Origin of the sequence: Streptomyces flaveolus (assembly GCF_000716535.1) — a bacterium.
GTDB lineage: Bacteria > Actinomycetota > Actinomycetes > Streptomycetales > Streptomycetaceae > Streptomyces > Streptomyces flaveolus_A.
The window spans coordinates 66,632-79,308 of sequence record NZ_JNWV01000002.1 but is presented as its reverse complement, the minus strand read 5'-3'; the positions used below and the strand labels follow the sequence as shown (position 1 = coordinate 79,308).

Here is a 12,677-nt window from a genome sequence, read left to right as displayed (position 1 = left end):
CCGCAGGTGTGCAGCCACGTCTTCCCCACACCGGAATTCCCCTTCCGGCAGCAATCCCACCGGGAAGATCAGAATTGAGGCACCATGAAGCATCTGGAACCCGATGCGCGCCCGGCCCCCCAGTCACCCTCACCAGTGCCCCTCGTCGACGTCACCCTCAATGTCAACGGCACACTGCACCGGCTCAGTCTCGACGCGCGGGTCACGCTGCTCGACGCACTGCGTGATCACGTGGGCCTGACCGGCGCGAAGAAGGGGTGCGACCAGGGCGCGTGCGGTGCCTGCACGGTCATGGTCGACGGCAGGCGCATCGTGTCGTGTCTGGCGCTGGCCGCCCAGTACGAGGGGCGCGAGATCACCACCGTCGAGGCCCTGTCGGTCGACGGCGAGCTGCATCCCATGCAGGCGGCCTTCGCCCGGCGTGACGCCTTCCAGTGCGGTTACTGCACGCCGGGGCAGATCATGTCCGCGATCTGCCTCATCGCCGAAGGGCGCGCGAACTCGGACGACGACATCCGTGAGTTCATGAGCGGCAACATCTGCCGCTGCGGCGCCTATCCGAACATTCGCGCGGCGATCCGCGACGTGACGGCGGAGGGCTGACCATGCATCCCTTCGAGTACGACCGGGCCACCGACGCCGACCAGGCCGTGGCCGTGGTCACCGCCGATCCCAACGCCTCGTTCCTCGCCGGCGGAACCACACAACTCGACCTCATGAAGGACGGTGTTCTGCACCCCGACCGGCTCGTCGACATCACCCGTCTCCCGCTCGGCGGCATCACCCACACCGCCTCGTCGATCCGGGTCGGCGCGCTGACGACGATGGAGGAACTGGCCGCCGATCCCGTCGTGAGCGAGCGAGTGCCCTTCGTACGGGAAGCCCTTCTGCTCGGCGCCTCCACACAACTGCGCAACATGGCCACCATCGGCGGCAACCTGCTCCAGCGGGCCCGGTGCCGCTACTTCAGGGACCCCGCCGTCGCCGCCTGCAACAAGCGCAGCCCGGGTTCGGGCTGCGCCGCCATCGCCGGGATCCAGCGGATGCACGCGATCCTGGGCACGAGCGACCACTGCATCGCCCTGCACGCCTCGGACGTCGCGGTACCGCTGACCGCGCTCGACGCGATCGTCCACGTCCAGGGCGCCGACGGATCCCGGTCGGTCCCCCTCACCCGGTTCTATCTGCCACCGGGCGACACGCCCCACATCGAGAACGTACTGCGGCACGGTGAACTGATCACCGCGGTCGAGGTCCCGCTGCTTCCCGAAGGGGCGCGCTCTCACTACCTCAAGGTCCGTGACCGGGTGTCCTACGAGTTCGCCCTGGTCTCGGCCGGCGTCGCTCTCGTGATCGAGGACGGCGTCGTCCGGGAGGCCCGCGTGGCACTGGGCGGAGTGGGCACCATCCCGTGGCGCGCCCGGGATGCCGAGGACACGCTGCGGGGGGCCCGCGCGGGCACCGACTCCTTCCGGGGCGCGGCTGAGGCGGCCCTCGCCGGGGCCAGGCCGCTGCCCGGCACCGCGTTCAAGGTGGAGCTGGCCAAGCGCACGCTCGTGCGCACGCTGGAGACCGTCGCAGGAGCGCTGTCATGACGACTCTCGAAACGGGCAGGATCGTCGGTGCGGGCATCGACCGCGTGGACGCCCCGCTGAAGGTGGCCGGGGAGGCCCGGTACCCCAACGACTTCTCCTTCCCCGGCATGGCGCACGCCGCCTTGGTCGGCAGCACCATCGCCGCGGGGCGGATCCGTGGCATCGACGTGACCGGCGCCCTGGCGGCACCGGGCGTGCTGACCGTCCTCACGCATCTGAACGCGCCGAGGCTGGAACGCGGTCCGATGACGCTGCTGGGCGGATCACCCCCGGCTCCGCTGCGGGACGACCGCGTCCTGCATTACGGCCAGCACATCGCGGTCGTGGTGGCCGAGAGCGCGGAACAGGCCCGGTACGCCGCCCGGCTGGTGCGCGTCGAGTACGAGGCGACCGAGGCCCTGCTCGACGTCGACGACCCGCGGGCCGAGATCGTCGAGAACCCCTGGGGACTGGACACCGAACGCGGAGACGTGAACGCCGGTTTCGCCGCGTCCGACGTGATCGTCGAAGGGACGTACACCACCCCCGACAACACCAACAACCCCCTCGGCCTGATGACGACGGTCGCGTCCTGGCACGGTGATGCGCTGACGGTGCACGACTCGACGCAGTGGCCGCACAACGTGCGTACCTCGCTGGCCACTGTCTTCGGGATCCCCGAGAGCGGGATCAGGGTCCTGGCCCCCTTCGTCGGGGGCGGCTTCGGGGCCGGACTGCGGGTGTGGTCCCACGTGATCCTCACCGTGCTGGCGGCCCGCGAGGTCAACCGCCCGGTCAAGCTGGTCCTCACCCGGCCCGAGATGTTCACCTCCGTCGGACACCGGCCCAACAGCGTCCAGCAGATCAGGATCGGCGCCACCCGTGACGGGGACCTCGTCGCCATCGAGCACCGCGGCATCTCGTCCGTCGCGATGGAGGACGACGACTACGAACCCGTCTCCTTCGGCTCCGCGGTCGCCTACGCCTGCCCCAACGTGCTCACCCGCGACCGGCAGGCGCGGCTGAACATCCCGTGTCCGGGCTCCATGCGCGCGCCGGCCGAGGGACAGGGCAACTTCGCTCTGGAGTCCGCGATCGACGAAGTCGCCCACGCCCTGGGCATGGACCCCCTCCGGTTCCGCCTGCGCAACTACGCGGAGGAGAACCCGGTCCTCGGCCTTCCCTGGTCGAGCAAGGCGCTGCGGGAGTGTTTCCTGGAGGGTGCCGAGCGGTTCGGCTGGTCGCGGCGCACACCGGAGCCGGGTTCCATGCGGGACGGCCGCTGGCTCGTCGGCTACGGCATGGCCGGCGTCTCCTATCCCTTCTACCAGGTGCCGTGCCAGGCCCGTGCCTCCGTGCGCCGCGACGGCTCGGCCTATGTGCGCAGCGCCGCCACCGACATCGGAACCGGTACCTACACGGTCATGACCCAACTGGCCGCCGAACTCCTGGGCCTGGACGTCACCCGGGTCCGTTTCGACCTCGGCGACTCCGACATGCCCTATTCACCCCAGGCCGGCGGCTCCGGTCTCACCGGTGCCCTCGGCAACGCGGTCCACGCCGCCTGCCGGCGCCTGGTGCGGGAGTTCCTCGAGGTGGTCCGCGACGACACCGAATCCCCCCTGCGCGCAGCGACAGTGGACGAGGTGACGGTCACCGACGGGCGCGTCCACCGCCTCGCGGATCCCGGACAAGGCGAGTCCTACGTCGACATCCTCGCCCGTCACGGCCTGGAGGAACTCAGCGCCGACGGCAGGAGCACGCCGCCCAGCAGCGACGAACTGGGGATGGCCATGGCGGGCGCCTTCGGGGCGAAGTTCGCCGAAGTGCGCGTCGACCGGGAACTGGGTCTGCTGCGCGTGGCACGCGTGGTCTCCGCCATCGACGGCGGCCGCGTCCTCAACGAGAAGACGGCCACCAGCCAGATCGTCGGCGGCACGGTGGGCGGCATCAGCCAGGCCATGTTCGAGGAGACCGCCACCGACCGGGGCACCGGACGCATCGCCAACGCCACGTTCGGCGACTACCTGATGCCGGTGAACGCCGACATCCCCGACATGGAGGTGCTGTTCGTCGGCGGCCCCGACCGGGCAACCGCCGTCGGTACCAAGGGAGTCGGCGAGGTCGGCCTGGTCGGTCTGGCGGCGGCCATCGGCAACGCCGTCTTCCACGCCACCGGACGCCGCCTGCGCTCGCTCCCGTTCACCATCGACCAACTCATGCTCTGAGCCCCGCCCCACGGCGAGATCCGTGCCCATGGAGTGAACGATGCCGTGATGTCCGCCTCACCGTGGACGAGTCCGGCACGGCTGCCGGGCGGGCCCCCGTGACCGGAGCCCTGGCCGGCGCGCGTACTCCTCTCCACCGTGACACGGCGGCTGCCTTCGCCCTGGACCGGTCCGTGACGTGCAAGCGCCCGGACGCCTGGGGACATGAACCGGCCCGCAGCTCACCGGCCGGTACAACGGACCGCCGCCCCCTCGTTCCTGACACCCCCCGACTGTTCCTGACCCTCCTGACGCGAACGGAGAGACACATGCCCCGCACGTTCCTCATCACCGGCGTGAGCAGCGGCCTCGGCCGCGCCTTCGCCACCGCCGCCCTCGACGCCGGCCACACCGTCGTCGGCACCGTCCGCAAGCCGGACCAGGTCGCCGCCTTCGAACAGCTCGCCCCGGACCGCGCCCACGCCCGCGTGCTCGACGTCACCGACACCGACGCCGTCGCGCCGACCGTCGCGGCGGTCGAGGACGAGACGGGCCCCATAGACGTGCTCGTCAACAACGCCGGTTACGGTGTCGAGGGCACCTTCGAGGAGACCCCGCTCAGCACCTTCCGGCAGCAGTTCGACGTCAACGTCTTCGGCGCCGTCGCGGTCACCCAGGCCGTCCTGCCCCGGATGCGTGAGCGCCGTGCCGGACACATCCTGTTCGTGACCTCCATGGGCGGTCTGCGCGCCTTCCCCGGTCTGGCCGCCTATCACGGCTCCAAGTTCGCCGTCGAGGGCATCGCCGCCACGCTGGCGCAGGAGGTCGCGCCGCTGGGCATCCACGTCACGGCGATCGAGCCCGGTTCCTTCCGCACCGACTGGGCCGGCCGCTCCATGGACCGGGTCGAGAGCACCGTCGCCGACTACGAACCGATCTTCGCCCCGGTCCGCGAACGCCGCCTCGGCATGAGTGGTCAGCAGCTCGGCGATCCCGCCGAGGCCGGCCGTGCCCTGCTCGCCGTCGTCGAGGCCGAGAACCCGCCGACCCACCTCATCCTCGGCAGCGACGCGCTCCGGCTGGTCGCCGAGGCGCGCTCCGCCTTCGACGCGGAGACGGCGGCCTGGAGCGAGCTGTCCAGGTCCACCGACTACCCCGACGGGCAGCAGATCGCCTGAGCGTCGCCTCCAGGACCGGCGGGCGGCCCGGATGTCGCGGACGCCCGTCCTGGAGGACACTGAGGGGCGTACCGAGCTCTGAGGCGAGCGAGAGCTGATCACCATGGGTGCATCTCATGCCACCAACCGCGGTGACCCCCACGACGACGTCCCGGCGCGGAGCCAGGCTCACCTGGTCATGGACCAGGGGGGCACGGTGGTCGAGTGGAGTCCGGCGGCCGAGGAGCTGCTGGGCCATCCCGCTCGTGCCATGGTGGGCCGGCCGGTTGCCGACCTGCTCACCGGCGCCGGCACCACCGCGCACCCGCTCGCCGCCATCGGCGACATCGCCGTACCACTGCGTCGTCAGGACGGTACCTTCCTGCCCTGCCGGCTGGCCGTCCGCGCCGAGCGCGAGGACGAGGCGGGGAAGAGGTGGACGGTGACCCTCACCCCTGTGGAACAGGCGAGCCCGACCGCCGCACTCGACCGAGCCCTGCTGGAGACACTCTTCACCGTGTCCCCCGTGGGTCTGTACCTCCTCGACCCCGATCTGCGGATCGTCCGGTTCAACCCCGCGGCCGAAGGCATGCAGGGCTCCTCCGTCGCGGAAGCCGTCGGCAGACGTCCCACGGAAGTGTGGCCCGGCTTCCCCACGGAGGCAGTGGAGCGCGTGATGGAAAAGGTGCTCGCCACGGGACAGCCCGTCATCGGCATCGAGAAGCACCTGCATCCGCCAGGAGACCCCGAGCACGAGCATGTCTACTCCGCTTCCGTCTTCCCCCTGCACGACGGCCGGGGCCGGCTCCTGGGCCTCGCCGACGCCACCGTCGACGTCACCGACCGCCACCTGGCGCGGGAGCGGCTGGAGGTGCTCGCGCGGGCCGGCACCCGGATCGGTTCCGCCCTCGACGTGCTCGACACCGTTCGGGGCCTCGCGGAAGTGTCCGTGCCGGGGCTGGCCGACGGCATGGCCGTGGAGGTGGTGGAGCCGGTACTCGCGGGAGAGGACCTCGAACCCGGTCCCGTACGGGGCGACACCGTGCTGCGCCGGGCGGCATGCCGGTCCCGGGACGACCCGGAGCCGTGGACGGCCTGCGAGCAGGAGGGCGCCCTGCCGCCGGTGGCCGCCGCGGAGGCCCTCGCCGATCTCGAACCGCGCATGGTCGATCCGCAGTCCTCCCTCGGACAGCGGGCGTTGCACAGCCTGCGGGCGCCCACGGAAAAGGTCCACTCGCTGATGCTCGTCCCGCTGCTCTCCCAGCACCGCGCCCTCGGGCTGGCCACGTTCTGCCGCTGGGGACAGCGCAGGGCCTTCGAACGCGACGATCTGACCCTGGCCGGAGAACTCGCGTTGCGCACGGCGGCGTGCCTCGACAACACCCGTCGGTACCTGCGGGAACGCCATTCCCTGACCGCCCTGTCACACGCCCTGCGTCCGGGCCCGCTCCCCCCTGACCATGCTCTCGACGTGGCGCACGCGTACGTGCACGCGGGCTCGGGCGGCGACTGGGTCGACGCGATACCCCTGTCCGGAGCGCGGGTGGCCCTCGTCGCGGGCCGTGCGCCCGGCCACGGCGTACAGACCGCCGCGGCCGCGGGACGGCTGCGCGCGGCGGTGCACACCCTGTCGGACCTGGACCTGGAGCCGGACGAGCTGCTCGCCCGACTCGACGATCTGGTGCGCCGGCTCAACGGCGACAAGGGGCACGGGGCCGGGGACCACCGACAAGGGCCGGCGCGGGACAGGCTGCGCTCCGCGGGCGGAAGCGAGGCCGGCGCGACGTGCCTCTACCTGATATACGACCCCGTGTCGGGGCGCTGCTCCGTCTCCTGTGCGGGCCACCCGGGTCTCGTGATCGTGCGCCCCGACGGCACGCCGGCACCACTGGAACTGCCGGTCGGCGCAGCCCTGGCCCACACCGGTGAGCCGTTCGAGAAAGTCGACATCGACCTTCCCGAGGGTTCGCTGCTCGCCGTGTTCACGCCAGGCCTCTTCCAGCAGCAGTCCGAAGACCGTGGCCGTGAGCGCCTGGCCGGCCTCCTCGCCGGGTTCTCCGGCTCCGCGCGCCAGGCATGCCACATGGTGACCGACGCGCTGATCCCGCGGCCCCTCCGAGAAGACGCCGCGGTCAAGATCGCCCGCACGAACACGCTGGGGCCGGACCGGGTCGTGTCGTGGGACCTGCCGAGCGATCCGTCCGTGGTCTCCAGGGCCCGGTCGCTCGTCGCCCGGCAGCTCACGGAGTGGGGCATGGACGAAGCGGCGTTCACGACCGAGCTGATAGCCAGTGAACTCGTCACCAACGCCATCCGCTACGCCGGCCCTCCCATGCGGCTGCGCCTCATCCGCGGCCATGTGCTGACCTGCGAGGTCTCCGACGGCAGCAGCACCTCGCCACGGTTGCGGCACGCCCGGACCACGGACGAGGGCGGCCGGGGGCTGCTGCTCGTCGCCCGGTGCTCCGAACGGTGGGGCACCCGTTACACCGAGGACGGCAAGACCGTCTGGGTCGAGCAGAACCTTCCCGGACCCCGGGACTGAGCCGGCGGTCAGTCCTCCGGGCGGCGGTACACGCCGCACCAGTAGCTACGGGCCGGCTCGCGGGCTACGACGGCATCCTCGCCGTCGTAGCCGTTCGACATCTGCTGCGCGATGACCTGACTACCGCCTAGGACGATCACCTCGGCCGCGAGTCCGGGGTCGGTGCCCGCCGGCATCACCTCACGCGCCATGCCGCGCGACGTGCTGGACTCCCTGGCCACCGGCAGCGCCGGCGCTTCCGGCACCGGGGGATGACGCGCCGCACTCCGCCCGGCGGACGCGGCGACGATCCTCACGCCGCCGAGAGCGACTGACCGACTGCGGGCGCGACCGCCGGCACCCCGGTGGACGGCGGCGGTGGCCGGAGCTCCGGTCACCGCCGCCACGTCTGCATCGGGCCTCGGTCAGCGCAGCGGGACCGTCACCTCGCCCCTGCCCTCGGCGCTCGCTCCGCCGGCGACGCGCACGGTGAAGGGACGGTCGGTGCCGTCCGCGGTGACGCGCAGCAGGTCGCCGTCACGCTGGACGCGGAACACCGCGGCCGGCGCACCCGTCAGGTCGGGGACGCGGACCTGACGGGTGTACGTCGCCGAGGCCGGCGGGTGGACCAGCAGGGCCAGGTCGTCCAGCCAGTCGCCGTCGGGGCGCGAGTCGTCGGTGGCCAGCGGCAGTACGGCGCCCTCGCGGACGTACAGCGGAAGGCTGTCGAAGCCGTGCCGTTCGGTGCGCCACACCGGGCCGGTGACTCGCTCGCCGCTGAGGAGATGGGTCCAGGTGCCCTCGGGGAGGTAGACCTCCACCTCGCCGTCCTCGCTGAACACGGGGGCCACCAGGAGGTCTGCGCCCAGCATGTACTGGCGGTCGAGCGGGCGGCAGGCCGGGTCGTGCGGGAACTCCAGGACCATGGGCCGCATCACCGGAACGCCGGTGCGGTGGGCCTCGGCCGAGGCGCCGTACAGGTAGGGCATGAGGCGGTGCTTGAGCAGGGTGAACCGCCGGGCGACGTCGACGGCCTCGTCGCCGAACGCCCACGGCACCCGGTAGGACGACGAACCGTGCAGCCGGCTGTGCGAGGACAGCAGGCCGAACGCCAGCCAGCGCTTGAAGACCGCCGGGTCGGGCGTGCCCTCGAAGCCCCCGATGTCATGGCTCCAGAACCCGAAGCCGCTCAGCGACAGGGACAGGCCGCCCCGGAGCGACTCGGACATGGCCTCGAAGGACGACCAGCAGTCGCCGCCCCAGTGCACGGGGTACTGCTGACCGCCCGCCGTCGCGGAGCGGGCGAAGAGCACGGCCTCGCCCTGTCCGCGCTCCTTTTCGAGGAGTTCGAACACGGTCTGGTTGTACAGGTGGGTGTAGTAGTTGTGCATCCGCTCCGGATCGGAGCCGTCGTGCCAGACGACGTCGGTCGGGACGCGCTCGCCGAAGTCCGTCTTGAAGCAGTCCACGCCCTGGTCCAGCAGGGGCTTCAGCTTGGACTGGAACCAGGCGCGGGCGTCGGGGCTGGTGAAGTCGACCAGTCCCATGCCGGCCTGCCACAGGTCCCACTGCCACACGTCACCGTTCGGCCGGCGCACCAGGTGCCCGAGCGCGGCGGCCTCTTCGAACAGCGGGGACTTCTGCGCGATGTACGGGTTGATCCAGGCGCTGATCCTCAGCCCCTTGGCCTTCAGCCGGGCGAGCATCCCCTCGGGATCGGGGAAGACCTCGGGGTCCCACTCGAAGTCGCACCACTGGTACTCGCGCATCCAGAAGCAGTCGAAGTGGAAGACGGACAGCGGGATGCCGCGCTCGGCCATGCCGTCCACGAACGACATCACGGTCCGCTCGTCGTAGTCCGTGGTGAAGGACGTGGTCAGCCACAGGCCGAAGGACCAGGCCGGCGGCAGGGCCGGGCGGCCGGTCAGGGCGGTGTAGCGGGTGAGGACGTCCTTCGGGGTGGGGCCGGCGACGACGTAGTACTCCAGCGTCTGGTCCTCGACGCTGAACTGCACCTGCCCGACGGCCTCGGAGCCGACCTCGAAGGAGACCGCGCCGGGGTGGTTGACGAAGACGCCGTAGCCCCGTGAGGACAGGTAGAAGGGGATGTTCTTGTAGGCCTGCTCGCTGCTGGTGCCGCCGTCGGCCTGCCAGATGTCGATCACCTGGCCGTTCTTGACGAACGGCGTGAAGCGCTCGCCGAGGCCGTAGATCTGCTCGCCGACACCGAGCGCGAGCTGGGTGAGGACGTGGTGGGCGCCGTCGTCGGTGGTGGCGAAGGCGGTGCCCTTGCGGCCCGCCCGGGTCAGCTCCCGCCCGTCCCCGTCGTGGAAGGTCAGCGACCACGGGGCGGCCCGGTCCAGGCGCAGGGTCAGCGGGCCGCTGGTCAGCTCGGTGACGGTGCCGTCCCGGCGGACCTCGCCCGCATCGCCGGGCTCGGCCGCGAGGGCGAAGTCCGGTCCCGGACGGCGCTTGCCGGCGTGGTGGGTGACCCGCACGCCGATGACGCCCTCGGCGGGTGAGAAGCAGTTGACGGTGAGGAGCGGCGCGTTGAGCGTGTCCCCTCTGCGCGTCACCTTCTGCACGGCGGCGTAGGCGGTGAAGCGCTTCGATTCGACGCGCACGTCGCGCGCCTCGGTGGCGTACGCGACCTGGACACCGTCGCGGATGCGCCAGAAGCCGTTGGTGAACTTCATGGTCTTCCTCGGGGGAGCGGGGCTGTTCGGCGGGGACGGCGGAGGCTGTCGCCCGGCGAGCTGATCGTACACAGCAGAAATCGTTGTCAAGCGCGCTTCACGCCGGGAGCAACGCCATGACCTGCGGTTTTCCCGGCAAGTGATCGATTGTCACTTCGTTGCGTGATCGGACGAACACGCATGCGGGTCTAGCGTGACACCCGGGATTGACGTATTAGTCATCAGGCCAAACAAAAGCCCCGGCGACGAAGCCGGGCAGACGACAGCAAGGGCCGCAGCATGTCGAAGCGCTTCAATCGCATTCCTGAGAGGTCCCCGGCCGCCGCACGCCGGGGACGCTCCCGCAGGGCCGTGGCACCACTCACCGCCGTGTCGGTCCTGGTCGCCGGGGCGGCCCTGACCGGATGCGGTCAGCAGCGCGACAGCGACGTCTACACCGTGATGAACTCCTCGACCGACGAGACCTACCACCGCTGGGACGCCGAGGCGATGACCCGCTGCGGCAAGCAGCTCGGCGTCACCATCGAGCAGCAGAGCGTCCCGGCCGCGCAGGTGATGACGAAGGCGCTGCGCATGGCGTCCTCGAAGTCGCTGCCCGACATCGTCCAGTTCGACGCCTCGGAGATGCCGACGTTCGCCGAGGCGGGCGGCCTGGTCGACCTCAAGACGCTCGGCCTGAGCACCAGGGACATCCCCCAGGGCATCGTGAACTTCGGCTCGTACAAGGGCACGTACTACGGTGCGGCCCGGTCCGTGAACACCCTGGCGCTGTTCTACAACAAGGACGTCCTCGCCCAGGCCGGGGTGAAGGTCCCCACCACCTGGGACGAGTTGCGCAAGGCCGCGAAGAAGCTCACCCGGGGCAAGCGGTACGGCCTGGCGCTCAGCGCGGGCGGCGCGGAGGACGGCGTCTTCCAGTTCACGCCGTTCATGTGGTCCAACGGCGGTGACGAGACCGAGCTGGACAGCCCGCAGGTCGTGGGCGCGCTCGACTACTGGAAGGCCCTGCTGGCGGACGGCTCGCTGTCGAAGTCGACGGTCAGCTGGACGCAGGCGGACGTCAACGACCAGTTCATGGCCGGCAACGCGGCGATGATGATCAACGGCCCGTGGCAGGTCGAGACGCTCAACACCAAGAAGTCGCTGCACTGGGGCATCGCACGGATCCCGGTGCCCAGGGCGGGGGCCGCCTCGGTCGGTCCGCTGGGCGGTGCCGTGCTCACCGTGCCCAACACCGGTGACCGGGCGCGGGAGAAGCGGGCGGGCGAGATCGTCGCCTGTCTCGCCGGCCAGAAGGAACAGCTCACTTACGCGCTCAACAGCTGGATGGTCCCGGCGAACGCCAAGGCCGCCGCCGTGTGGCGCAAGCGGGTGCCCGAGCTGGACGCGCTCGCCGACCAGGTCGCCGCCGCCCGGTCCCGGACCGCCAAGCTGGGCGCCGGCTGGCCGAGCGTGTCGCTCGCCCTGCAGAGCGCCTTCCAGTCCGCCCTGACCGGCCAGTCCAGCGAGGCCGCCCTGAAGCGTGCCCAGCAGCGGGCCACGAGCGGGAACTGAGGTAAGCCACCATGACCACGTCCATCGTCACCGCTCAGGCGCCGCAGAAGGCGTCCAGGACGGCCACCGCGCCGGACCCGGCCCGGCTGCGCCGCCGCCGCAGACTGACCCAGTGGGGGTTCGTCGCCCCCGCGGTCGTCTTCATGCTGCTGTTCTTCGGCTACCCGCTCGTCCGCAACGTCGTGATGAGCTTCCAGCACTTCACACCGAAGACGTTCTTCACCGGCGACGCGCCCTTCAACGGCGCCGACAACTGGTCGAACGTGTTCCAGGACCCGCTCTTCGGCAAGGCGCTCTGGCACACCCTGGTCTTCACCGCCGGGTCGCTGCTCGGCCAGTTCTGCATCGGGATGGCGCTCGCGGTGTTCTTCAGCCGCCGCTTTCCGCTGAACGGCGTCCTGCGGTCGTTGATCCTGCTGCCCTGGCTGGTGCCCATGGTGGTGTCCGGCATCGTGTGGCGCCGCATCCTCGACCAGGACACGGGCGTCCTGAACTCGTTCCTGGACACGCTCGGCCTCGGCGGCCACACCCCGTGGCTGACCAGTCCCGGCATGGCCCTGCTGTCGGTGATCCTGGTCAACATCTGGATCGGCATCCCGTTCAACATGGTCATCCTCTACGGCGGTCTCCAGGAGATCCCCAAGGAGCTGTACGAGGCGGCCTCCCTGGACGGCGCCTCGGCCTGGCGGACCTTCCGCTCCATCACCCTGCCGCAGCTGAAGCCGGTGATCACCGTCGTCCTCGTGCTCGGCTTCATGTCCACGGTGAAGATCCTCGACCTGATCCTCGCGCTCACCGACGGCGGCCCGGCCGACGCCACCCAGACGCTCGGCACGCTGACCTACCAGAACTCGTTCGTACGGCTCGACTTCGGCGCGGGCGCGGTCGTCGGCAACGTACTCATCCTTGTCTCCGCGGTCTTCGCGGTGTTCTACCTGCGGGCCAACCGCACCGAGGGGAAGTGA

The 12,677-nt window shown here is 70.9% G+C and carries 9 protein-coding genes; 7 read left to right on the top strand and 2 right to left on the bottom strand.

Features of this window, described 5'->3' with window-relative positions; all coding sequences use genetic code 11:
- Window positions 1-135 precede the first annotated feature (135 nt).
- The 5 genes from OO52_RS01725 (at window position 136) to OO52_RS01705 (ending at window position 7,483) form a co-directional block, all read left to right on the top strand.
- Complete coding sequence (locus OO52_RS01725) at window positions 136-603, top strand: 2Fe-2S iron-sulfur cluster-binding protein (RefSeq protein ID WP_037628373.1); 468 nt, start codon at window positions 136-138, stop codon at window positions 601-603.
- A gap of 2 nt (window positions 604-605) precedes the next feature.
- Entirely contained in the window at window positions 606-1,595 is a 990-nt protein-coding gene (locus OO52_RS01720) for an FAD binding domain-containing protein (protein WP_030639758.1), read from the top strand.
- Window positions 1,592-3,802: a xanthine dehydrogenase family protein molybdopterin-binding subunit gene (locus OO52_RS01715; protein ID WP_030639760.1), complete on the top strand. Its 2,211-nt coding sequence runs from the start codon at window positions 1,592-1,594 to the stop codon at window positions 3,800-3,802. Before OO52_RS01720 ends, OO52_RS01715 begins: the two co-directional genes overlap by 4 nt.
- A 308-nt stretch (window positions 3,803-4,110) precedes the next feature.
- Window positions 4,111-4,959 (top strand): oxidoreductase, encoded by an 849-nt coding sequence (locus OO52_RS01710; protein WP_030639762.1) that lies wholly within the window; start codon window positions 4,111-4,113, stop codon window positions 4,957-4,959.
- Between the two features lie 103 nt (window positions 4,960-5,062).
- The gene (locus tag OO52_RS01705) at window positions 5,063-7,483 is read left to right on the top strand and encodes a SpoIIE family protein phosphatase (RefSeq protein ID WP_030639764.1); all 2,421 of its coding nucleotides are present in this window, start codon (window positions 5,063-5,065) and stop codon (window positions 7,481-7,483) included.
- Between the two features lie 8 nt (window positions 7,484-7,491).
- On the opposite strand, the gene OO52_RS50665 is transcribed toward OO52_RS01705, so the two are convergent.
- Both OO52_RS50665 and yicI read right to left on the bottom strand, forming a co-directional pair.
- Window positions 7,492-7,728 carry a hypothetical protein gene (locus tag OO52_RS50665; RefSeq protein ID WP_158712466.1) on the bottom strand — a complete coding sequence of 79 codons (237 nt, stop codon included), beginning with the start codon at window positions 7,726-7,728 and terminating at the stop codon, window positions 7,492-7,494.
- 159 nt (window positions 7,729-7,887) lie between these two features.
- Window positions 7,888-10,158, bottom strand: coding sequence for an alpha-xylosidase (gene yicI / locus OO52_RS01700; protein ID WP_030639766.1), 2,271 nt, complete (start codon window positions 10,156-10,158; stop codon window positions 7,888-7,890).
- 279 nt (window positions 10,159-10,437) lie between these two features.
- Between yicI and OO52_RS01695 the strand changes: the two genes are divergently transcribed.
- Entirely contained in the window at window positions 10,438-11,712 is a 1,275-nt protein-coding gene (locus tag OO52_RS01695; protein ID WP_037628375.1) for an ABC transporter substrate-binding protein, read from the top strand.
- 11 nt (window positions 11,713-11,723) lie between these two features.
- On the top strand, window positions 11,724-12,677 hold the full coding sequence (locus tag OO52_RS01690) for a carbohydrate ABC transporter permease (RefSeq protein WP_030639770.1): 954 nt from the start codon (window positions 11,724-11,726) through the stop codon (window positions 12,675-12,677).

Coding starts and splice junctions, on each gene's coding strand:
- OO52_RS01715 (WP_030639760.1), top strand. CDS start 1,592: ATGACGACTCTCGAAACGGGCAGGATCGTCGGTGCGGGCATCGACCGC.
- OO52_RS01695 (WP_037628375.1), top strand. CDS start 10,438: ATGTCGAAGCGCTTCAATCGCATTCCTGAGAGGTCCCCGGCCGCCGCA.
- yicI (WP_030639766.1), bottom strand. CDS start 10,158: ATGAAGTTCACCAACGGCTTCTGGCGCATCCGCGACGGTGTCCAGGTC.
- OO52_RS01710 (WP_030639762.1), top strand. CDS start 4,111: ATGCCCCGCACGTTCCTCATCACCGGCGTGAGCAGCGGCCTCGGCCGC.
- OO52_RS01690 (WP_030639770.1), top strand. CDS start 11,724: ATGACCACGTCCATCGTCACCGCTCAGGCGCCGCAGAAGGCGTCCAGG.
- OO52_RS01720 (WP_030639758.1), top strand. CDS start 606: ATGCATCCCTTCGAGTACGACCGGGCCACCGACGCCGACCAGGCCGTG.
- OO52_RS01705 (WP_030639764.1), top strand. CDS start 5,063: ATGGGTGCATCTCATGCCACCAACCGCGGTGACCCCCACGACGACGTC.